At 67.9% G+C, this 18,354-nt stretch carries 22 protein-coding genes; 12 read left to right on the forward strand and 10 right to left on the reverse strand.

The window, feature by feature from the left end:
• Nucleotides 1-42: 42 nt before the first annotated feature.
• Nucleotides 43-996 (reverse strand): KpsF/GutQ family sugar-phosphate isomerase, encoded by a 954-nt coding sequence (locus ABDW31_RS08150; protein ID WP_184718138.1) that lies wholly within the window; start codon nucleotides 994-996, stop codon nucleotides 43-45.
• Entirely contained in the window at nucleotides 993-1,208 is a 216-nt protein-coding gene (locus ABDW31_RS08155; RefSeq protein ID WP_184723759.1) for a hypothetical protein, read from the reverse strand. The genes ABDW31_RS08150 and ABDW31_RS08155 overlap by 4 nt, the downstream gene beginning before the upstream one ends.
• Nucleotides 1,209-1,368: 160 nt before the next feature.
• On the opposite strand from ABDW31_RS08155, the gene gpmA reads away from it, so the two are divergent.
• From gpmA to ABDW31_RS08170, 3 genes are all read left to right on the forward strand, one after another.
• Complete coding sequence (gene gpmA, locus ABDW31_RS08160; protein WP_184718140.1) at nucleotides 1,369-2,082, forward strand: 2,3-diphosphoglycerate-dependent phosphoglycerate mutase; 714 nt, start codon at nucleotides 1,369-1,371, stop codon at nucleotides 2,080-2,082.
• A 95-nt stretch (nucleotides 2,083-2,177) separates the two neighbouring features.
• Nucleotides 2,178-3,437: a pentapeptide repeat-containing protein gene (locus ABDW31_RS08165; RefSeq protein WP_184718142.1), complete on the forward strand. Its 1,260-nt coding sequence runs from the start codon at nucleotides 2,178-2,180 to the stop codon at nucleotides 3,435-3,437.
• A 111-nt stretch (nucleotides 3,438-3,548) separates the two neighbouring features.
• Complete coding sequence (locus ABDW31_RS08170; protein ID WP_184718144.1) at nucleotides 3,549-4,802, forward strand: pentapeptide repeat-containing protein; 1,254 nt, start codon at nucleotides 3,549-3,551, stop codon at nucleotides 4,800-4,802.
• 88 nt (nucleotides 4,803-4,890) lie between these two features.
• Here ABDW31_RS08170 and ABDW31_RS08175 read toward each other — a convergent pair whose 3' ends face one another.
• Nucleotides 4,891-5,352 (reverse strand): Hsp20 family protein, encoded by a 462-nt coding sequence (locus ABDW31_RS08175; RefSeq protein WP_184718146.1) that lies wholly within the window; start codon nucleotides 5,350-5,352, stop codon nucleotides 4,891-4,893.
• A 231-nt stretch (nucleotides 5,353-5,583) separates the two neighbouring features.
• Here ABDW31_RS08175 and ABDW31_RS08180 point away from each other — a divergent pair, with 231 nt between their 5' ends.
• The 6 genes from ABDW31_RS08180 to ABDW31_RS08205 all read left to right on the forward strand — a co-directional run bounded on the left by ABDW31_RS08180 (nucleotide 5,584) and on the right by ABDW31_RS08205 (nucleotide 10,268).
• Nucleotides 5,584-6,417, forward strand: a complete 834-nt coding sequence (locus ABDW31_RS08180) for a class I SAM-dependent methyltransferase (protein ID WP_184718148.1) — start codon at nucleotides 5,584-5,586, stop codon at nucleotides 6,415-6,417.
• Nucleotides 6,418-6,422: 5 nt separating this feature from the next.
• Nucleotides 6,423-7,319, forward strand: a complete 897-nt coding sequence (locus ABDW31_RS08185; protein WP_184718150.1) for a class I SAM-dependent methyltransferase — start codon at nucleotides 6,423-6,425, stop codon at nucleotides 7,317-7,319.
• Nucleotides 7,316-7,966: a hypothetical protein gene (locus ABDW31_RS08190; RefSeq protein ID WP_184718152.1), complete on the forward strand. Its 651-nt coding sequence runs from the start codon at nucleotides 7,316-7,318 to the stop codon at nucleotides 7,964-7,966. The genes ABDW31_RS08185 and ABDW31_RS08190 overlap by 4 nt, the downstream gene beginning before the upstream one ends.
• A 90-nt stretch (nucleotides 7,967-8,056) precedes the next feature.
• Nucleotides 8,057-8,365 (forward strand): SCP2 sterol-binding domain-containing protein, encoded by a 309-nt coding sequence (locus tag ABDW31_RS08195; RefSeq protein WP_184718154.1) that lies wholly within the window; start codon nucleotides 8,057-8,059, stop codon nucleotides 8,363-8,365.
• An 8-nt stretch (nucleotides 8,366-8,373) separates the two neighbouring features.
• The gene (locus ABDW31_RS08200; protein WP_184718156.1) at nucleotides 8,374-9,357 is read left to right on the forward strand and encodes an alpha/beta hydrolase; all 984 of its coding nucleotides are present in this window, start codon (nucleotides 8,374-8,376) and stop codon (nucleotides 9,355-9,357) included.
• Between the two features lie 5 nt (nucleotides 9,358-9,362).
• Complete coding sequence (locus tag ABDW31_RS08205) at nucleotides 9,363-10,268, forward strand: cobalamin biosynthesis protein CobT (RefSeq protein ID WP_184718157.1); 906 nt, start codon at nucleotides 9,363-9,365, stop codon at nucleotides 10,266-10,268.
• Here the strand turns inward: ABDW31_RS08205 and hisN are convergent.
• On the reverse strand, nucleotides 10,243-11,079 hold the full coding sequence (hisN, locus tag ABDW31_RS08210) for a histidinol-phosphatase (protein ID WP_184718159.1): 837 nt from the start codon (nucleotides 11,077-11,079) through the stop codon (nucleotides 10,243-10,245). The two genes, ABDW31_RS08205 and hisN, sit on opposite strands and share 26 nt — an antisense overlap.
• A 53-nt stretch (nucleotides 11,080-11,132) precedes the next feature.
• The gene (locus tag ABDW31_RS08215; protein WP_184718161.1) at nucleotides 11,133-11,519 is read right to left on the reverse strand and encodes a helix-turn-helix transcriptional regulator; all 387 of its coding nucleotides are present in this window, start codon (nucleotides 11,517-11,519) and stop codon (nucleotides 11,133-11,135) included.
• Nucleotides 11,520-11,646: 127 nt separating this feature from the next.
• Here ABDW31_RS08215 and ABDW31_RS08220 point away from each other — a divergent pair, with 127 nt between their 5' ends.
• Nucleotides 11,647-12,588 (forward strand): lysophospholipid acyltransferase family protein, encoded by a 942-nt coding sequence (locus ABDW31_RS08220; RefSeq protein ID WP_184718163.1) that lies wholly within the window; start codon nucleotides 11,647-11,649, stop codon nucleotides 12,586-12,588.
• Nucleotides 12,589-12,743: 155 nt separating this feature from the next.
• On the opposite strand, the gene ABDW31_RS08225 is transcribed toward ABDW31_RS08220, so the two are convergent.
• From ABDW31_RS08225 to xseA, 4 genes are all read right to left on the reverse strand, one after another.
• Nucleotides 12,744-13,262: a response regulator gene (locus ABDW31_RS08225; protein ID WP_184718165.1), complete on the reverse strand. Its 519-nt coding sequence runs from the start codon at nucleotides 13,260-13,262 to the stop codon at nucleotides 12,744-12,746.
• 123 nt (nucleotides 13,263-13,385) lie between these two features.
• Nucleotides 13,386-14,234 (reverse strand): M23 family metallopeptidase, encoded by an 849-nt coding sequence (locus tag ABDW31_RS08230; RefSeq protein WP_184718167.1) that lies wholly within the window; start codon nucleotides 14,232-14,234, stop codon nucleotides 13,386-13,388.
• Nucleotides 14,219-14,434 carry a DUF2093 domain-containing protein gene (locus tag ABDW31_RS08235; protein WP_184718169.1) on the reverse strand — a complete coding sequence of 72 codons (216 nt, stop codon included), beginning with the start codon at nucleotides 14,432-14,434 and terminating at the stop codon, nucleotides 14,219-14,221. Before ABDW31_RS08235 ends, ABDW31_RS08230 begins: the two co-directional genes overlap by 16 nt.
• A 28-nt stretch (nucleotides 14,435-14,462) precedes the next feature.
• Nucleotides 14,463-15,992 carry an exodeoxyribonuclease VII large subunit gene (gene xseA, locus ABDW31_RS08240; RefSeq protein WP_184718171.1) on the reverse strand — a complete coding sequence of 510 codons (1,530 nt, stop codon included), beginning with the start codon at nucleotides 15,990-15,992 and terminating at the stop codon, nucleotides 14,463-14,465.
• Nucleotides 15,993-16,028: 36 nt separating this feature from the next.
• Between xseA and ABDW31_RS08245 the strand changes: the two genes are divergently transcribed.
• On the forward strand, nucleotides 16,029-16,454 hold the full coding sequence (locus ABDW31_RS08245; protein WP_184718173.1) for a hypothetical protein: 426 nt from the start codon (nucleotides 16,029-16,031) through the stop codon (nucleotides 16,452-16,454).
• 226 nt (nucleotides 16,455-16,680) lie between these two features.
• Here ABDW31_RS08245 and gcrA read toward each other — a convergent pair whose 3' ends face one another.
• A complete protein-coding gene (gcrA, locus tag ABDW31_RS08250; protein ID WP_184718175.1) occupies nucleotides 16,681-17,199 on the reverse strand; it encodes a cell cycle sigma 70 cofactor GcrA in 519 nt (172 codons plus the stop codon).
• Between the two features lie 235 nt (nucleotides 17,200-17,434).
• On the opposite strand from gcrA, the gene ABDW31_RS08255 reads away from it, so the two are divergent.
• On the forward strand, nucleotides 17,435-18,256 hold the full coding sequence (locus ABDW31_RS08255; RefSeq protein ID WP_184718177.1) for an ABC transporter permease: 822 nt from the start codon (nucleotides 17,435-17,437) through the stop codon (nucleotides 18,254-18,256).
• Nucleotides 18,257-18,354: the final 98 nt, after the last annotated feature.

Genomic DNA, 18,354 nt, shown 5'->3' on the forward strand with positions numbered 1-18,354 from the left:
TAGCGCGTTCGCATGACAAAGTTCGATTAAATCGAATGTGACTTAGATCACGCCGGCGCGAAGCAGGTCGTGGACATGCAGTATGCCGACCGGTTGGTCAGCCTCGACCACGAACAATACGGTGATCCGGCGCTCGTTCATGATCTTCAGCGCCTCGGCGGCCAGGGCCCCCGGCGTGATGGTCAGGGGCGAGCGGGTCATGACCTGGTCGGCGGTGTGCTGCAGCAGGCCATCCATGTGGCGGCGCAGGTCGCCGTCGGTGATCAGGCCGACCAGGCGACCTGCCGCGTCGATCACGCCCACCGCGCCGAAGCGCTTCTCGCTCATGACCAGCAGGGCGTCGGGCATGGCGGCGGTGGCGGGGATCAGCGGCAGCTCGCCCTGGCCATGCATCAGGTCACCGACCGTGCGCAGCATGGCGCCCAGCTTGCCGCCGGGGTGGAAGACGCGGAAGTCGCTGGCGGTGAAGCCGCGGCGCTCCAGCAGGGCCACGGCGATGGCGTCGCCCAGGGCGATCTGCAGAGTGGTCGAGGTGGTCGGGGCGTTGACCTCCGCCGTCGCTTCCGGCGCGTCGGGCAGCAGCAGCACGATATTCGCGCCCTGGCCCAACTGGCTGCCGGCGAAGGCGGTCATGGCGATCAACGGGATCGCGAAACGGTTGGCATAGGCGATGACGTCGGACAACTCGCGCGCTTCGCCCGACTTCGACAGGGCCAGCACCACGTCGTCGGGGCCGATCATGCCGAGGTCGCCGTGGCTGGCCTCGGCGGGGTGGACGAACATCGCCTGGGCGCCGGTCGAGGCCAGGGTGGCGGCGATCTTGCGCGCCACGTGGCCGGACTTGCCCATGCCGGTGCAGACGATGCGGCCCTTGGCGGCGAACAGGGTCTCGACCACCTGGGTGAAGGCCTCGCCCAGCGACTCGGACAGGGCGCGCAGCGCGTCGGCCTCGGTCAGCAGGACCCGGCGGCCGATGGAGACGGCGTCGAAACTCATTGGTCCATCTTGCCCGCGGCTTCGACGGCCTTCTTGGCGGCCTCGTCGCGACGACGCGCGGCTTCCTTTTCCTTCTGGATCTTGGCCTTCATCTCGGGGGTCTGCTGCACCGGCGTGTGGCCGAACGGGCCCCACGAACGGTCGCCCTGACCCTGCGGCCAGACGAGGGAAAAGGCGATCAGCGCCACGGCGACGAGGCCCATCAGCGGCATGAAGAAGCGATCCGGCATGGCGCCGCTATAGCACGACCAGGCCCGAGGGGGAGGGGCGAGAACGAGGCCGTTATAGGGCAGGTTGTAGGGCATCCGCGCTTGACGCTCGCGGCGGCTGGCCTTAGCCCGCCCTGACACCTCCCGATATGAAGGAAGCCCGATGCCGACGCTCGTCCTGCTCCGCCATGGCCAAAGCCAGTGGAACCTGGAAAACCGCTTCACGGGCTGGGTCGACGTCGACCTGACCGCCGAGGGCGAAGCCCAGGCCAAGAAGGGCGGCGAACTGATCGCGGCCGCCGGCCTGGACATCGACCACGCCTTCACCTCGGTGCAGACCCGCGCCATCCGCACCGGCAACCTGGCCCTGGACGCGGCCAAGCAGTCGTTCGTGCCGGTGACCAAGGACTGGCGCCTGAACGAGCGCCACTACGGCGGCCTGACCGGCCTGAACAAGGCCGAGACCGCCGAGAAGCACGGCGTCGAGCAGGTCACCGTCTGGCGCCGCTCGTACGACGTGCCGCCGCCGGAACTGGCCCCAGGCGGCGAGTACGACTTCGCTGCCGACCGCCGCTACAAGGGCGCGACCCTGCCGTCGACCGAGAGCCTGGCCACCACGCTGGTCCGCGTTCTGCCCTACTGGGAAAGCGACATCGCTCCGCACCTGAAGGCCGGCGAGACCGTGCTGATCGCCGCCCACGGCAATTCGCTGCGCGCCATCGTCAAGCACCTGTTCAATGTGCCGGAAGACAAGATCGTCGGCGTCGAGATCCCGACCGGCAATCCGCTGGTCATCGAGCTGGACGGCGACCTGAAGCCGACCAGCGCGCGCTATCTCGATGAAAGCCGCGCTGAGACGCTTCCCCAGATCGGGTAATCGTTTAAATTAACCTTTGCCAGAAGCCCTTGGAAACACGGCGTTAATTCTGCGCGTTGCATGGTAGCCCTTCAGTCCGGGATTCCATGCGAGAGATGAGCGCCGCCGCGCAACCGACCCAGGAGTACAAGCGCCTGACGCAGCATGATGTCGACGTCATCTGCGCCAAGCACGATCGCCTGTGGACCGCCCGGTTGGGCGGGGCTCGCGCCGTGTTCACCTTCTGCGACATTTCCGGCCTGTCGATGACGGGCCGGAACCTGTGCGACGCCGACTTCACCGGCGCCATCATGGTCGGTTGCGACCTGCGCAAGACCAAGCTGGACAACGCCAATCTCTACGGCGCCGACATGCAGGGCGCGGACCTGACCGACGCCTCGCTGCGCCGGGCCGACCTGCGCGGCTCCAGCCTGCGCGGCGCCAATCTGACCGGCGCCGACATGTTCGAGGCCGATCTGCGCGAGGGCACGATCGCCGCCGCCGACCGCAAGGAAGGCTTCCGCGTCATCGAGCTGACCCAGCGCGAAGCCTACGCCACCGGGGCCAACCTTTCGGGCGCCAATCTGGAACGCTCGCGCCTGTCGGGCATCGTGGCGACCAAGGCCGACTTCAGCGACGCGATCCTCAAGGACGCCAAGTTGGTCCGCGCCAATCTCAAGCAAGCCAATTTCAACGGGGCCAACCTGGCCGGGGCCGATCTGTCGGGCGCCAACCTGGCCGGGGCGGACCTGCGCAATACGGTGTTGGTCGGCGCCAAGACCATGTCGTGGAACATCAACGACACCAATCTGGAAGGCGCCCTGACCGACAAGCCGGCCGGCACCAGCGTGTCGGACATGCCCTACGAGCAGATGATCGCCGACCACGCGCGATGGATCGAGACGGGCGGGGCCGAGGGCAAGCCGTCGGTGTTCGACAAGGCCGACCTGCGTAACCTGCGCTCGATCCGCGGCTTCAACCTGACGGCCCTGTCGGCCAAGGGCGCGGTGTTCTACGGCCTCGACATGGAGGGCGCCCAGATGCAGGGCGCGCAGCTGGACGGCGCGGACCTGCGAGCCTGCAACCTGCGCCGGGCCGACCTGCGTGGCGCGCGGCTTAAGGGCGCCAAGCTGACGGGTTCGGACCTGCGCGACGCCCAGCTGGGCCCGCTGCTGATCGCCGCCGACCGCGTGCTGCCCGTCGACCTGACCGGCGCGATCCTGGCCAATGCCGACCTTGCCCGCGCCGATCTACGCCAAGCCAAAATGGCGGGGGCGGACGTCTCGCGCGCCAATTTCAGCGGCGCTCAGTTGCGTGACGTCGACCTGACCGGCGCGATCCGCCTAGGCGCGCGTGGGCTGGACGACGTGATCTGACCCTTACGCGATATTTTCGCGACATTCGGACGCAGGCTTAACGGTTCGCTCGTCCATCGGCCTCTACAGTGCGCGTAACTTAAGAAAAGAACCTAACGGGGAACCTACGTTATGAACGCCGCGCAAAGCGTGGCCGGGCGTCGTCGCCTGAGCCAAGCCGAGCTCGACATGATCGTAACGGCGCACGAGAAATTCGTTACCGGCAAGCAGGGCGGCAAACGCGCCTCCCTTCGCTTCATGCAGCTGTCGGGCCTTGATCTGTCGTTCCGAAACTTGACCGACGCGGACCTGTCCGCCTCGATCCTAGAAGGCTGCCGCATGGTCCGCACCAAGCTGGATCGCGCCAGCTTGTTCGGCTGCGACCTGCGCAAGAGCGACATGCGCCAGGCCTCGCTGATCCGCGCCGACCTGCGCGGCGCGTGCCTGCGCGGCGCCAACCTGGCCCAGGCCGACCTGACCCAAGCCGATTTCCGCGAAGGCCAGATCGCCATTCCGCATCCTCGCAAAGGCCTCGACACCTTGCGCCACGAGACGCGGCAGGGTGAAGTGGACGAAGTGAACTTCTCCGGCGCCACGCTGGACGGCTCCCAGTTCGAAGGCGTGTCGGCATTCAAGGCCGATTTCAGCGACTGTTCGTTGCGCGGCGCCAAACTCGCGGGCGCCAATCTGAAAGAAGCCAATCTGGTCGGGGCCATTCTGGACGGCGCCGACGTCAAGGGCGCGAACCTGGAAGGCGCCAACCTGACCGGCGCGGTGATGGCCGGGGTCGACACCTCGACCGCCCGCGTCAGCGGCGCCCACATGAACGGCGCGCTGCGCACCTCGACGCCCGAGGCGGTGTCGCGGGCCCAGGCGCTCTACAAGATGTGCATGGACAACCAGCTGTGGTGTCAGACCGGCGGCAAGGAGGGCGCGTGCGCCCGCCTGGACGGCGAGGATCTGCGGCCGCTGGGCGCCAAGCTGAAGGGCCTGCGCCTGACCGCCATGAGCGCCAAGGGCGCCTGCATGGTGGGCCTGGACCTGTCCGGCGCTCAGCTGCAGGGCGCGAACCTGGCCGGCGCCGACCTGCGGGCCGCCAATCTGCGCGGGGCGGACCTGCGCGGGGCCAAGCTGACCGGCGCCAACCTGACCAAGGCCGACCTGCGCCAGGCGTTCCTGTCGCCGCTGCCGCTGGGACCGGCTCGCCAGACCCAGGCCAACCTGCAGGGCGCGCGCGTGCGCTACGCCATGATGCAGGCCGCCGACCTCAGCGAGGCGGTGCTGGACGGCGCCGACCTGCGCGGCTCGGACTTCACCGGGGCCCGTGTGGCCAAGGCCAGCTTCCGGGACGTCGAGCTGAGCTCGGTGCAGGGGCTGGAGTTCTAGGTCCCTCCGAACACGAAAAAGGCGGCGTCTTGCGACGCCGCCCAAGTTCAGAGGGGATTAGGGGAGACTAGGAACTCAAGGCCGCCGCTTAGGCGGCCTTTTCGCCTTCGATCAGGGTCGAGGACGGGTTCGACTTGATCTCCACCGTGCGGGGCTTGAGGGCTTCCGGCAGCTCGCGCTTCAGGGCGATCGACAGCAGGCCGTTCGACAGATCGGCGTCGACCACCACCAGGTAGTCGGTCAGCTGGAACTTGCGCTCGAAGTTACGCTCGGCCAGGCCGCGGTGCAGGTACTGCTTGGCGTCGCCGTCGTTGGCCGCCTTGCGACCGGTGACGGTCAGCAGGTTTTCCTTCACCTCGACGTTCAGCTCTTCGGGCTTGAAGCCGGCCACCGCGATCTCGATGCGGTAGTCGTTCTCGCCGGTGCGTTCGATGTTGTACGGGGGATAGCCCGAGGCCGTTTCACTGCGGGCCGCAGCGTCGAGCTGGGCGGCGAGGCGGTCGAAACCGACGAGCGAACGGTGCAGGGGCGACAGGTCGAAAGTACGCATAGAGTCAGATCCTTCTTATCAAGCAAGGTCTTCAAAAGGTTCGTCCCGTGGCGACCCGAGTTCGGCGTCGCCTGTGGTCCGGAAGGCCCGGGTTTCCAGCGCCTTCGTGAAACTAGTTGGTGAGCGGATTTCCACGTTCAAGGGCTTGCCTCGATGGTGAACGTGAATCGTTTGACGCACCCCTCGTCGCGGTTAAGGTCGCCCCGCTCCATCACCGAAGGACACGCCGCCATGCTCCGTCGCCACGTCATGCTCGCCGCCGCCGTGCTCACCCTGGCCGCGCCCGCCGCCGCCTTCGCCGAGGACGCCGCCCTGAAGGCCGCCGTCGCCTCGAAGACCCGTCCCGCCGCTGATGTCGCCCGCGACGGCGCCCGTCACCCGGTCGAGAGCCTGACCTTCTGGGGCCTGAAGCCCAAGCAGACCGTGATCGAGATCTCGCCCGGCGGCGGCTACTGGACCGAGATCCTGGCGCCGTACGCCAAGGCCACCGGCGGCCACTACATCGCCGGCGTCGCCGACCTGTCGAACCCGAAGATCTCGGAAGGCGCCAAGAAGGGCCGCGCCGACTTCGAGGCCCGCTTCGCCGACCAGGCCAAGTACGGCCATGTCGCCTACGCCAATTTCGGCGCGACCTCGGGCCCGCTGGGCGCGCCGGGTTCGGCTGACCTGGTTCTGACCGCCCGCAACGTCCACAACTGGACCGGCGCGCCGGGCATGGCCGACAAGGTGTTCGCCGACTTCTTCGCCGTGCTGAAGCCGGGCGGCCTGCTGGCCGTCGAGGATCACCGCGCCGACCCGCGCTCGGAAAAGGCCGCCGACGGCTATCTGAACACCGCCACGGTGGTCGCTATCGCCAAAAAGGCCGGCTTCGTCCTGGACGCCCAGTCCGAGATCAACGCCAACCCGAAGGACACCAAGGACCACCCGTTCGGCGTCTGGACCCTGCCGCCGACCAAGCGCACGGCGCCGGGCGGCCAGCCGGCCGATCCCAACTTCGACCGCAGCAAGTACGATGCGATCGGCGAGAGCGACCGCATGACCCTGCGCTTCAAGAAGCCGGCCTAAGCCGGGTGGTGTTTTCCGTGAGGGATTGGTCGCGGCGGGGTGTTCTGGCCGGCGTGGGCGCGTTGGGTCTCTCGGCCTGCGGCAAGAAGGACGAGGCCGCCCAGGCGCCGGCCAAGCCGGCCGAGAAGGCTCCGCCCAAGACCATCCAGGCGGTGGTCGCCGGCGACTGGCGCTCGGCCGACGACCGGGCGCGCGACGTCTGGCGCCATCCGGTCGAGAGCCTGACGTTCTGGGGCCTGAAGCCCGGCCAGACCGTGGTCGAGTTCTGGCCCGGAGCGGGGTGGTACACCGACATTCTCGCGCCGTACCTGGCTGACACCAAGGGCAAGCTCTACGAGGCGGTGCTGCAGGCCAGCGATCCGGCCGATCCGGCCGCCGCCGAGATCGTCGAGGCCTACCGCCGCAAGCTGACCGAGAAGAAGCGCGTCTATGGCGACGTGACCTTCACCGCCTTCGGGCCGACCAGCGGTCCGGTCGCGCCGGACGGTTCGGCGGACCTGGTGCTGTTTCTGCGCAACCTGCACAACTGGATGGCCGGCGGCATCGCCGAGAAGGCGTTCAAGGACGCGCTGGCGGCGCTGAAGCCGGGCGGGATCCTGGGCGTCGAGGAGCACCGCGGCGAGCCGGGGCGCATCCAGGACGTGCTGGCCGCCGACGGCTATGTCCAACAGGACTACGTGATCCAGATGGCCAAGGAAGCCGGGTTCATCCTGGTCGAGGCCAGCGAGATCAACGCCAATCCCAAGGACACCAAGGACCATCCGTTCGGCGTCTGGACCTTGCCGCCCACGCGCCTGTCGGCCCCGCGCGGCGAGCCGGCCGAGCCCGGCTTCGACCACGCCAAGTACGACGGCATCGGGGAGAGCGACCGCATGACCCTCAAGTTCGTGAAGCCGACATGAGGCCGCTGGCGCTGATCCTGGCTGCGGCCGTCCTGGCTGCCGCCAGCCCCGCCTTCGCCGAGAAGTCGGTCGAGGCGACCAAGGCCCTGCCGTTCCTGGACAAGTTCCTGAAGGTCCCGCCCGCCGAGCGTACGCGCCTGAAACTGACCTATGCGGTCCGCCACGAGGGTCAGAAGCTGCCGACCCTGAAGGCGACCCTGGTCGAGCGCAACGGCGCGCGCACCCCGCTGCCGGTGGACGCTGAGGGCTATTTCGAGCGTTTGCCGACCCTGGCCCAGCTGGAGGGCGATCCGGCCCTGGTCTTCGACGTGCCGGTCGGCTGGAAGATGAGCACGATGATGCAGTTCGGTACGACGCTGAAGCCGGGCCAGGACTATGATGCGCGCGAGTTGTCCGCGACCGTGACCGAGGCCAATACGGTGATCGGCAAGGCCGCCGGCGTCATGGCCATCATGGCGCCGAAGATGACCGGCATCGCCTTTCCGAAGGCCGAGGGCGGGATGGTGACCTTTGCCGGCGGCCGCACCGCGCCGCTGCCGATCGCCGAGGGCGTTCCCTATTTCCGACCGGCCGACCACAAGGGCGCCGTGCGGGTAAAGTTGACAAAGTCGCCCGTTAAGGTCGCCTTCTACGACGGGAAGAAATAAGCCCGCGCGTCGTCTGAACGGTGTTTACTTGTCGACGGCGCGCGGTCTAGCTATCCGCCAACACTTTTCGCGCAGAGGGAGATCGCGCTTATGGCTACGCTTCAGGAAATCACCGACCGCATCAAGGGCGCCGTGGGCGACGACAGCGGCCTGGGCAAGAGCCTCAAGTTCGACCTGAAGGACGCCGGCTTCATCCACATCGACGGCGGCTCGGTCACCAACGAGGACAAGCCCGCCGACCTGACCATGACGCTCAGCATCGACGACCTGCTGGCCATCGGCGCCGGCACGCTGGACCCGACCATGGCCGTCATGACCGGCAAGCTGAAGCTGTCGGACATGGGCGCCGCCATGGCGCTGCAGCCGAAGATGGGCGCCCTGTTCGCCAAGATGCGCTGAGCCACGGCATGAGCGAACCGGCGTCTCTGGTCTCGATTCCCGAGGCTCCGGTTCCCGCCAACGGTAAGGCCGAGTGGTTTAGCGGCGCGGATGGGGCGACCCTCCGCGCCGCGACCTTTTTCCCCGAAGGGCCCGCGCGGGGAACGGTGGTGCTCAGCCCCGGGCGCACCGAGCCGATCGAGAAGTATTTCGAGGTCGTCGACGACCTCCTGGGCCGCGGCTTCGCCGTGCTGGTCCACGACTGGCGAGGGCAGGGGCTGTCGGCCCGCGGCCTGCCGGACCGCCTCAAGGGCCACGCCCGAGGCTTCAAGACCTTCCTGTCCGACTACAAGGCGCTGCTCGACACGTTCGAGGCGCGGATGCCCAAGCCGTGGATCGTCATGGCCCACTCGATGGGCGGCTGCCTGACCATGCTGGCCCTGGCCAGCGGCGAGAACCGGTTCGCGGCGGCGGTGATGTCGGCGCCGATGCTGGGCCTGAACACCGGCGGCATTCCGCCCTGGCTGGCCACGCCGCTGTCCTGGACCGTCTCGCGCGTCGGCCTGGCCGGCGAGTACGTGCAGGGCGGCCAGTACGACCCGCTGGCCCAGACCTTCACCGGCGACGCCCTGACCCACGACGAGGCGCGCTACGACCGCTACATGGCCCTGCTGCGCGCCCATCCCGACCTGGCCGTCGGCGGCATGACCTGGGGCTGGGCTGATTTCGCGGTCACCGCTTGCGCCTGGCTGCGCCGAACCAAGGGTGTCGAGGCCATCAAGATCCCGGTGACCCTGGTCGCCGCCGAACTCGACAACCGCGTGCTCAATCCTGACCAGAGAGCGATCGCCGCCCGCATCCCGCAGGGGCGCTATCTGGAAGTGGCCGGCGCCTACCACGAGATCCTGATCGAGACCGACCAGCGCCGCGCCATCTTCTGGAAGGCCTTCGACGAAACCGTCGACCCGGCAGCCCCGCGGGAGCCGCTTATTTCGCCGAACGTTTCAGACTGAGCGGCATGAAAAGCTTGCTGCGGCTGTTCCGAAAACGCGAGCCTGACCACTCCCAAGGCTATCGTGTCTATACACACGACTACGACAAGATCATCGACGCCAAGGATCTGGACAGCGTGCTGGGTCCGCTGTCGGACGCCGCGAAAGCCAGTGCGTGGGAAAGCTGGGATTTGCTGGGCCAGGGGCTGCAGGTCTGGCGGACCAGCGCCGACCTTGCGGCGCTAAATGCCGGCGCCAGGGTCCGTGGGACGGTCGCCGGACTTGCCGACACTGCCATTGCGGTCTTGGTGGATCATTCCGGATCTATGAAGGGGCGGCGCATACTGCTCGCGGCCGCCGCCACTGAGATCAGCTACGACTTTCTCACCTCGTTGGGCTGCGTGGTCGAGGTGTTGGGCTTTACGACGGTGTCGTGGAAGGGAGGTCGATCCCGGAAACGATGGTTGGGGCGGGGACGTTGGCCCCGAGCACCGGGGCGCCTCTGCGATCTGTTGCATGTCGTGTATCGCCGCGCGGGCGATCCTGCGGCATCGCTCGCGCCGATGCTGAGGCCAGGACTGCTGAAGGAGAATGTGGACGGGGAGGCGCTAGCCTGGGCGGCGTCTCGCTTGAGAGCGCTACCGCAACGGCGAAAGATTCTGCTGGTGGTTTCGGATGGCGCCCCCGTCGACGATTCCACACTCCTCGCCAATGACCTCGGCTATCTCGACCGGAATCTGTGCGAGACGATCGCGGACCTGGAAGCGGCCAGCGATATCGAGCTGGCCGCGATGGGGGTCGACTACGATGTTAGCCGCTACTACCCGCGCGCAGCGGTGGTCCAGACGCCTGACGATTTGGGGCTGGAGATGATCAGCCTACTGGAGAGTTTGCTGACCAGCGCCCCTACTTCGCCGAACGTTTCAGACTGACCAGGGCTTCGTCGAGCGGGCGGCGGTCGCCGGAGATGACGATCTGGCCGCCGTGGGGGCCCACGGGCTCGCCGCGCCAGTTGGTGACCATGCCGCCGGCGCCTTCGATCAGGGGGATGGCGGCCTCGATGTCCCAGGACTTCAGGCCGGCCTCGATGACCATGTCCATCTTGCCCATGGCGACCATGGCGTAGGCATAGGCGTCGCAGCCCATGCGGGCCAGCTTGGCGGCGGCGCGGACCTGCAGCCAGGCTGCGCGCTCGGACCCGTCGAAGCAGGCGTCGGCGTCGGTGGTGGCGATGACCGCGTCGGTCAGGTCGGCGCATTCGCGCACGCGGATCGGCTTTTCCTGGCCGCGGGCGACCAGGCGCGAGCCGCCGGCGTGGCCGATGAACACCTCGTCCAGATAGGCCTGGCCGATCGAGCCCAGCACGGGGCGACCCTGGTGGCGCAGGCCGATCAGGGTGGTCCACAGCGGCAGGCCGGAGATGAAGGCGCGGGTGCCGTCGATCGGGTCCAGGACCCAGACAAACTCGGCGTCCGGGCGGTCCTCGCCATATTCCTCGCCGATCACCCCGTGCTCGGGATAGCGCTCGCTGATCAGCTTGCGGATCGCGGCCTCGGCGCCGCGGTCGGCCTCGGTGACCGGATCGAAGGCGGCGTGGCTCTCGCGCGGCAGGTTCTTGCCGGCGCCCTTGTCCTCCAGGCCGTGGTCGGCCCGGAACAGCGGCAGGATGACCTCCGCCGACACCTTGTTCAGGTCGAGGACGAAGGCGTCGAGCGCCGCGAGGGAGTCAGCGGAAAGCGTCATGAGGCGGGGTTTAACGCCCCCGCCGCAGGTACGCTACCGTTACTCGAACCGGGTTACGCGTCGGCATGTTCCGGCGCGCCGCCATTCAGCGACTTGGCCAGGTCCAGCAGGCGACGGCGCGGACGCTCGCCCAGCAGGTAATAGGCGCGGATCAGGTCCAGCGTCTCCTTGCGGGCGAACATCTCGCCGCCTTCCGACTCGTTGGCCGCCTCGCGACGCACGTCCGACAGGCCGTCGTAGAAGTAGCCCACCGGCACCTCCAGGGCCTCGGACAGCTGCCACAGGCGGGCGGCCGAAATCCGGTTGGCGCCGCACTCGTACTTCTGGATCTGCTGGAAGCGCACCCCCACCGTGCCGGCCAGCTGTTGTTGAGTCAGGCCCAGCAGGCGGCGCCGGCGGCGCAGGCGCTTGCCCAGATGCGTGTCTATGTCGTTGCCCATGGAAGCCGTGCCCCCTAGTTGTTCCAGGACCCGTCCCGAAACGGAACGGTCTGGACTGACAGCCGCAAGTCGCGTGCCGGGCGAGGCGCCGTTGCGCCGCACGTGTGTGCAAGCTTACTAAGGGCGCATGTCGGATAAGCGTCAGCCTTGGGTTCAGGATCTGCTCTGGCGGTTGGAGGCCCTGGGCTTCGACCTCTTCATCGGGGCCGTGCGCCTGATGGGCGTGGACCGCGCGTCGGACTTCGGCGGCTGGCTGGGCCGCACGCTGGGGCCGCTGAGCGGGGCGCACAAGGTCGCCACCCGCAATCTGAAGCTGGCCTTCCCGGAAAAGGACGCCGCCTGGCGCGACCAGATCCTGGAAGAGCAGTGGGAGGGCCTGGGCCGCTCGTTCGCCGAGTTCCCGCTGATGGACAAGATCCTGCCGTCGACCGGCCGGGTCGAGGTCGTCAACGGCGAGCGCCTGGCGCAGATCGCCGAGCAGAAGATCCCCGTGGTGTTCGTCTCGGGCCATCTGTCTAACTGGGAGGTCATGCCGGCCGCCATCGTCGACAGCGGCGTGGTCTGCGAGATGACCTATCGCGCGGCCAACAATCCCTATGTCGACAAGCGTATCCGCGACAGCCGCTTCCGCTATGGCGTGCGCCTGTTCGCACCCAAGGGCGGGGACGGGGCGCGCGAACTGCTGGACGGCATGAAGAAGGGCAGCTCGGTCGCCCTGATGAACGACCAGAAGTTCGGCAGCGGCGTCGCAGCCCCGTTCTTCGGCCATGACGCCCGCACTGCGCCGGGGCCCACGCGCCTGGCGATCCGTTTTGGCACGGTGCTGCAGCCGATGTCGGTGCAGCGCCTGAAGGGCGCGCGCTTCCGGGCGGTGGTGCACGAGCCGATCGTCCCGCCCAGCACCGGCGACCGCACGGCCGACATCGAGGCCGGCGTGCGGATGATCAACGCCTTCATGGAAGACCGCATTCGCGAGCGGCCGGCGGAATGGTTCTGGGTCCACCGCCGCTGGCCGAATGAGGTCTATGCGGCGCTGGCGCAGCGGGAGGCTGAGGGGCAGGGGGGCTGACCCTTCCCGGCCTTCCTGGGCCTTGTGCCCAGGACCCATGGCGGCGGCTGGTTCGGCTTTCGTCGGATCACCTGGTGGAAAGGCCGTGAACTCGGCCCCGAGCAGCAGCGTCTGAACGCTGGGTCCTGGGCACAAGGCCCAGGAAAGCCATGAGATTAGATCTCGATCTTCTCTTCGCCGGCGTCGCGCTCGCCGTTGCGGCGGAACGGGCCCTTGTGGTTCGGGTCGTGGCGGCGGCGGCGGCAGGGGCCGAAATAGTCCGGCGAGCGGATGAACGGCCGCGGGTGGAAGATCACCGTGTTGATGCGGTCCAGCAGCGAGCGGGCGGTGACCGGCTTGACCACGATCTCGGTGACGCCGGCGTCGCGGGCCTCGAACACGCGGTGACGCTCGGCGAAGCCCGTCAGCATGATGATCGGCAGGAACGGGTCGACGCTGTCGGGCGAATTGCGCACCAGCTGCGTGAACTGCACCCCATCCAGCGGCGTCATCTTGAAGTCGATGATGGCGATGTCCGTCTGCCAGTCGCGGAGGATCTGCAGGCCTTCGGCCCCGTCCATCGCTTCTCGGATATGTCTGACGCCAACGCCCTTGAGGATCGTCGAGACGATCGACCGGATATGCTGGTTGTCGTCCACCAGCAAAAAGCGCAGCTTTTCGAGCGCCGCCGACATGCGGGAGTCGCCTCCTAAAGGACTCGCGGAAGTACCGAGTGCGTGCTGCCCACATCGCGCTCGATGGAGGCGGATAGCTATCGAATGATCTTCACTCGCGCCAGGGGCGACTTTTGTGACGGTTTACCCTCGGAAGGGCCCGGCGCCGACGAGCAGAGAGGGATCAAGGTTGCGGTCGCGCCACTTCATGCGCCAGCACAGATGCGGCCCCGTGGCGCGGCCTTCCTTGCCGGTCTGGGCGAAGACCTGACCCTGCTTCAGGTAAGTCCCTGTTGGCGCTAGGATTTTGGACAGGTGCAAATAGGCGGTGATCAGGCCCTGGCCGTGGTCGATCAAAACCAGGCCGCCTTCGAAGTGCAGCCCGGTTTCGGCGAACGCAACTAGGCCGGGCGCTGGAGAGCGCACGGGTGTGCCGACGGGTGTCGCCAAGTCGACCCCAAAATGGGGACGCTTAGGTTCGCCATTGAGGATTCTCTGGCCACCGAAACGCGCTGAACGCCTCGCTCCGGTCACCGGCAGGATGAAACCGTCGCGGAAACCCTCGAGATCGGCCAGGCTGGCGAAGCCCGCCTGCTTGCGCGCGCCCTCGGCCAGCAGCCGTTGCAGCAGCACCGGATCGGTGGGCGAGACCTGCTCGGGCGGCAGGCCGTTGATGCGCTGGATGTCGAAGTCGCCGGGCGCGATCGTGGCCTGGTGCAAGGCCGAACCCTCTGGCGTGGTCACGGTCAGGACGCTGGTTGGCGGGGCGTCGCGGTCGAAGCCGACGAAGAACCAACCGTTGGCCGAGGCCGTGGTCAGCACCTTGCCGTCCACGTCGATCATAGCGCGCGGGGTCGTTCGGCCGACGACATAGCCGCCTTGCACGTACTTGCCCGACAGGGTCAGGCCCGGCGCGGCCGCGAAGGCCTTTGCGGAAAGCGCGGAGAGCGGCAGCGCGGCCAGGACCGCGCGGCGGTTCAGGCCCCTTGCCAACGCTTCAGCGCTTCGGCGGGGCTGGCATAGGCTTCCTGGTGCTCGGGGCTCCAGTAGCGCAGGGCGTCCAGCGGGATCTGCTTGTTGCTGACGGCGCACAGCACGAAGCGGCCGGGGCTGAGCACGGCGTATTCGCCGTCGCCATAGTGCAGGACGGCCAGGCCGTCGGACTTGCCGAGATCACGATCGAAAGCGTTCATGGGTCTTACTCTACGCCGAACCGGCGGCTCAGAACAGGTCGCCCTGGTCGGCCGGTGGCGTGGCCGGCTTGGGGCGGGGCTTGGGCGCGGCGGCCGGGGCGGGTGCGGGCGGCGGCGGGACGAAGCCGCCTTCGCCGTCGATCACCGCGTCGCGGTCGCCGCTCTTGAACTTCAGATTCACGCGCTCGCCCGAGACGAGGTCGGCGGCCGAGCGGGCCAGGGTCCCGTCGCCCTTGCGGACCAGGGCAAAGCCCAGCTCCAGCGGACGTTCGGGGTTCAGCGACTGGCGCAGCTTTTCCAGATTGGCCAGGCGGTCGGCGTCGCGTTGCAGGCGGCGGTCGCCGGCGGCGTTCAGGCGCTGCCACAGAGCCGGCAGGCGGGCGTGCTGGGCGACGCGGTCGGGCGCGCGGCGGGCGGCCAGGTCCAGGCGGCGGGAGAGGTCGGTCACGCGCTCGGCCTTGGTCGCGTGCTGGCGGCGCAGGGCGTCGGGCGTCAGGCGGGCGGTGATCTTCAGCAGGTCGTGGGCGTGGACGGCGGTGTTGCGCTGAAGCGCGGCGTCCAGGCGGCCCGAGGCGATGTCGAACCGCTGTTGGGCCAGGGCCAGGATGTCGTCGGGACGCGGCAGGCCGCGGGCGGCGCTGACCAGGCGGGTGCGGCGCTCCTCGATGGTGCGCGAGCCGCAGCGGTTCAGGCGGCGGTCGAAGTCCGAGATCAGGGCGCGCAGCTCGGCCAGCACCGGCGTGGCCATCTCGGCGGCGGCCGTCGGCGTGGGCGCGCGGCGGTCGGAGACGAAGTCGATCAGGGTGGTGTCGGTCTCGTGGCCGACGGCCGAGATCAGGGGGATGGTCCCCTCGGCGACGGTACGGGCCAGGCCCTCGTCGTTGAACGCCCACAAGTCCTCGACCGAGCCGCCGCCGCGCGCGACGATCAGGATGTCGGGACGGGGGACCGGGCCGCCGGGCTGGATGGCGTTGAAGCCGCGAATGGCCGCGCTGACCTGGCCGGCGGCGGCGTCGCCCTGCACCACGCAGGGCCAGACCAGAACCTGGCAGGGCCAGCGGTCGCGGATGCGGTGCAGGATGTCGCGAATGACCGCGCCGGTCGGGCTGGTGATGACGCCGACGACGGTCGGCATCGAGGGCAGGGGGCGCTTGCGCTCGGGGGCGAAAAGGCCCTCGGAGGCCAGCTTGGCCTTCAGCCGTTCCAGCTGGGCCAGAAGCGCGCCGACGCCGGCGGCCTCCATGCTGTCGATGACGATCTGGTAGCGCGAGCCGGCCGGATAGGTGGTGATCTTGCCGGTGACGATGACTTCCAGGCCGTGCTCGGGCCGCACGCCCAGGCCCCGGACATTGCCTTTCCAGACCACGCCGTCGATGGCGGACTTGTCGTCCTTGATGGTCAGATAGACGTGGCCGTTGCCATGGTGGGTGACCTTGCTGAGCTCACCGCGCAGCCGCACGAAGCCGTAGCGGTCCTCCAGCGTGCGCTTCAGCGCGAAGGCCAGTTCTGAGACCGAGTAGGGCGGCGCGTTGGAATCGGTTGGCGGCAGATCGCTCATAGGGCTCTAGATAGGCCAAAGCCGTGTCGGGGTTAAATGGCCGAACGCACGTTGAGCCAGGATGAGATCGAAGCGCGCCTGCCGCTGTGGTGCGCGCTGGCAGAGCTGTTCCTGGATACCGAGATGCAGGATCACGACTACCAGGCGATCGCCCGGGCGGCATTGGCGGGCAGTTTTTCGGCGGATCAGGTGCGCGACATCCTCGAGCGCGAGGTGTTCCCGGCCTTCGCCGTCAACCTGATGAGCGTCGCCGGGGCGTGGGCTGGCTTCCGTCCCGACTTCGTGCGCGAGCGGATCCTGGAGACCCTGGTCCGCCCGCCGGCGAGGCGGTTCCTGGCCAGCCTGGGGACCGGCGGTTTGAAAAAGAGAATGATGGCCGAGGACTTGCCGCGCGTGCTGGCGGCGATGGAGCAACCGTCCGCTCATCCCTGGCCACGCAGCAACAAGAACCTGCCTTCCTAGGCCTTGAGCCTAGGACCCATCGATCCGTTCGCGCGGAGGGGCGGGGGGCGTGCCTACGATGGCCGAACGCATTTTCGCGTCGCCGCGTCCAGCCGAAGCATGGGTCCTAGGGACAAGGCCTAGGAAGGCTATTTGGGGGTATGGTCCTGACCCCTGAAACGGAAAATCCCCGGATGGTCGCCTCGACCATCCGGGGATCCGCCGCTCTGAGAGACTTTTGTTCTTCTTAGATGTAGCGGCGAAGCGAACGGGCGAGCTCGGTGGCGCCGCCCTTCTTCTTGGTCTGCTGCGGCTGGTAGGCCACGCGGGCGTGCTCGACGCAGTAGGGGCCTTCCGACGAGCGGCGGCCGCAGAAGGTGAAGCCGTCCGACGACGGATCGCCGATCGGCCACTTGCACATGTGGGCGCCCAGGGTCAGCACGGTGGCCGAGCCCGGCTCTTCATGACGGAAAGCCGGCAGCGGCGCCGGGGCGGCGGCCACGGGGACCGACGGCGCCTCGACCGGGGTCACGCGGCGCGGGGCCGACGGCATGGCCTGTGCGGCCGGACGCGCCGGACGCGGAGCCTTGAAAGCCGGGCGCGCCGGCTGCGAGGGCGCCGCGCGGCCCGACAGGCCCAGACGGTGCACCTTGCCGATGACGGCGTTGCGCGTTACGCCGCCCAGCTGTTTGGCGATCTGGCTGGCCGAGAGGCCGTCCAGCCACAGCTTCTTCAAGGTCGAGACCCGTTCGTCGGTCCAGCTCATAACCCATCTCCGCCATTGTGAGAGGAGACGGGCGTCCCCACGCCCATCACCCCATATATGGTGATGAAGCCGCCCCGCCGGCGGCTGCTCTACTACATATCGTAAAGAATGTGTTAAAGCGCACAATAGGCGCCATCGACTCTGTCCACAGAAACAAGATGTTGATTCACGCAAGCCCAAGCTTGCGAAACGTGGCCGCAGGGCGCACATCCCTGGAAATTCAAGGGTTTTGCCGATGAGAGACATGGCCGAGAGCGTCATTCCGCCCCAACCGCGCAACTATGGCGGTTGGAACTGGTCCGGCTTCGTCACCCTGTACCAGCGCGAAATCCGCCGATTCTGGAAGGTCGGGACTCAGACGGTCGCTGCGCCGGTGGTCACCACGCTGCTCTACATGCTGGTGTTCGTGGTCGCCGTCGGCTCGAGCCGACCGGCCGTGGGCGGCATCACCTTCGGCCATTTCGTGGCCCCGGGCCTGATCATGATGGCGATCCTGAACAACGCCTTCGCCAATTCGTCCTCGTCGCTTATCCAGGCCAAGATGATGGGCCTGACCCCCGACTTCCTGACCCCGCCGCTGTCGGCGCTGGAGCAGGTCTCGGCCTTTGCCCTGGGCGCGGCCACGCGCGGCGTGGTGGTCGGGGCGGTCACGGCCCTGGTCATCGGTGTGCTGCCGGGCGCAGGCCTGTCGATCGCCCACCTTTGGGCCATCCTCTATTTCGGCGTCGCCGCCTCGCTGATCCTGGGCCTTGCTGGCGTGCTGGCCGGTCTATGGGCGGAGAAGTTCGACCAACTGGCCGCCGTGACGAACTTCCTGATCATGCCCATGACCTTCCTGTCGGGCACCTTCTACCTGGTCGACAAGCTGCCCGAGCCGTTCCGCACGGCCAGCCATTTCAACCCGTTCTTCTATCTGATCGACGGCTTCCGCTACGGCTTCATTGGCCATGCCGACGGCTCGATCGCCATCGGCGTCGTCAGCATGGGCGTGCTGACCGTGGCCCTGTTCCTGTGGTGCTGGCGTCTGTTCGTCACCGGCTATCGCCTGAAGAGCTGAGCCGAAACAAACCCTTACGCTTCGAGAAGCCCCGGTTCGCAAGGCCCGGGGCTTTTTCATGTTGTAGCGTTTCAATTGATGTAATACATACTTACATC

The organism is Caulobacter sp. (assembly GCF_039596335.1).
Lineage (GTDB): Bacteria > Pseudomonadota > Alphaproteobacteria > Caulobacterales > Caulobacteraceae > Caulobacter.

Excerpts from the sequence above, each read along its gene's own strand:
- ABDW31_RS08215 (WP_184718161.1), bottom strand. The coding sequence starts at position 11,519 with ATGGGCAACGACATAGACACGCATCTGGGCAAGCGCCTGCGCCGCCGG.
- ABDW31_RS08180 (WP_184718148.1), top strand. The coding sequence starts at position 5,584 with ATGCTCCGTCGCCACGTCATGCTCGCCGCCGCCGTGCTCACCCTGGCC.
- ABDW31_RS08245 (WP_184718173.1), top strand. The coding sequence starts at position 16,029 with ATGGCCGAACGCACGTTGAGCCAGGATGAGATCGAAGCGCGCCTGCCG.
- ABDW31_RS08205 (WP_184718157.1), top strand. The coding sequence starts at position 9,363 with ATGAAAAGCTTGCTGCGGCTGTTCCGAAAACGCGAGCCTGACCACTCC.
- ABDW31_RS08235 (WP_184718169.1), bottom strand. The coding sequence starts at position 14,434 with ATGAACGCTTTCGATCGTGATCTCGGCAAGTCCGACGGCCTGGCCGTC.
- gcrA (WP_184718175.1), bottom strand. The coding sequence starts at position 17,199 with ATGAGCTGGACCGACGAACGGGTCTCGACCTTGAAGAAGCTGTGGCTG.
- ABDW31_RS08150 (WP_184718138.1), bottom strand. The coding sequence starts at position 996 with ATGAGTTTCGACGCCGTCTCCATCGGCCGCCGGGTCCTGCTGACCGAG.
- ABDW31_RS08165 (WP_184718142.1), top strand. The coding sequence starts at position 2,178 with ATGAGCGCCGCCGCGCAACCGACCCAGGAGTACAAGCGCCTGACGCAG.
- hisN (WP_184718159.1), bottom strand. The coding sequence starts at position 11,079 with ATGACGCTTTCCGCTGACTCCCTCGCGGCGCTCGACGCCTTCGTCCTC.
- ABDW31_RS08200 (WP_184718156.1), top strand. The coding sequence starts at position 8,374 with ATGAGCGAACCGGCGTCTCTGGTCTCGATTCCCGAGGCTCCGGTTCCC.
- ABDW31_RS08155 (WP_184723759.1), bottom strand. The coding sequence starts at position 1,208 with ATGCCGCTGATGGGCCTCGTCGCCGTGGCGCTGATCGCCTTTTCCCTC.
- ABDW31_RS08255 (WP_184718177.1), top strand. The coding sequence starts at position 17,435 with ATGAGAGACATGGCCGAGAGCGTCATTCCGCCCCAACCGCGCAACTAT.
- ABDW31_RS08170 (WP_184718144.1), top strand. The coding sequence starts at position 3,549 with ATGAACGCCGCGCAAAGCGTGGCCGGGCGTCGTCGCCTGAGCCAAGCC.
- ABDW31_RS08175 (WP_184718146.1), bottom strand. The coding sequence starts at position 5,352 with ATGCGTACTTTCGACCTGTCGCCCCTGCACCGTTCGCTCGTCGGTTTC.
- gpmA (WP_184718140.1), top strand. The coding sequence starts at position 1,369 with ATGCCGACGCTCGTCCTGCTCCGCCATGGCCAAAGCCAGTGGAACCTG.
- ABDW31_RS08190 (WP_184718152.1), top strand. The coding sequence starts at position 7,316 with ATGAGGCCGCTGGCGCTGATCCTGGCTGCGGCCGTCCTGGCTGCCGCC.
- xseA (WP_184718171.1), bottom strand. The coding sequence starts at position 15,992 with ATGAGCGATCTGCCGCCAACCGATTCCAACGCGCCGCCCTACTCGGTC.
- ABDW31_RS08225 (WP_184718165.1), bottom strand. The coding sequence starts at position 13,262 with ATGTCGGCGGCGCTCGAAAAGCTGCGCTTTTTGCTGGTGGACGACAAC.
- ABDW31_RS08195 (WP_184718154.1), top strand. The coding sequence starts at position 8,057 with ATGGCTACGCTTCAGGAAATCACCGACCGCATCAAGGGCGCCGTGGGC.
- ABDW31_RS08220 (WP_184718163.1), top strand. The coding sequence starts at position 11,647 with ATGTCGGATAAGCGTCAGCCTTGGGTTCAGGATCTGCTCTGGCGGTTG.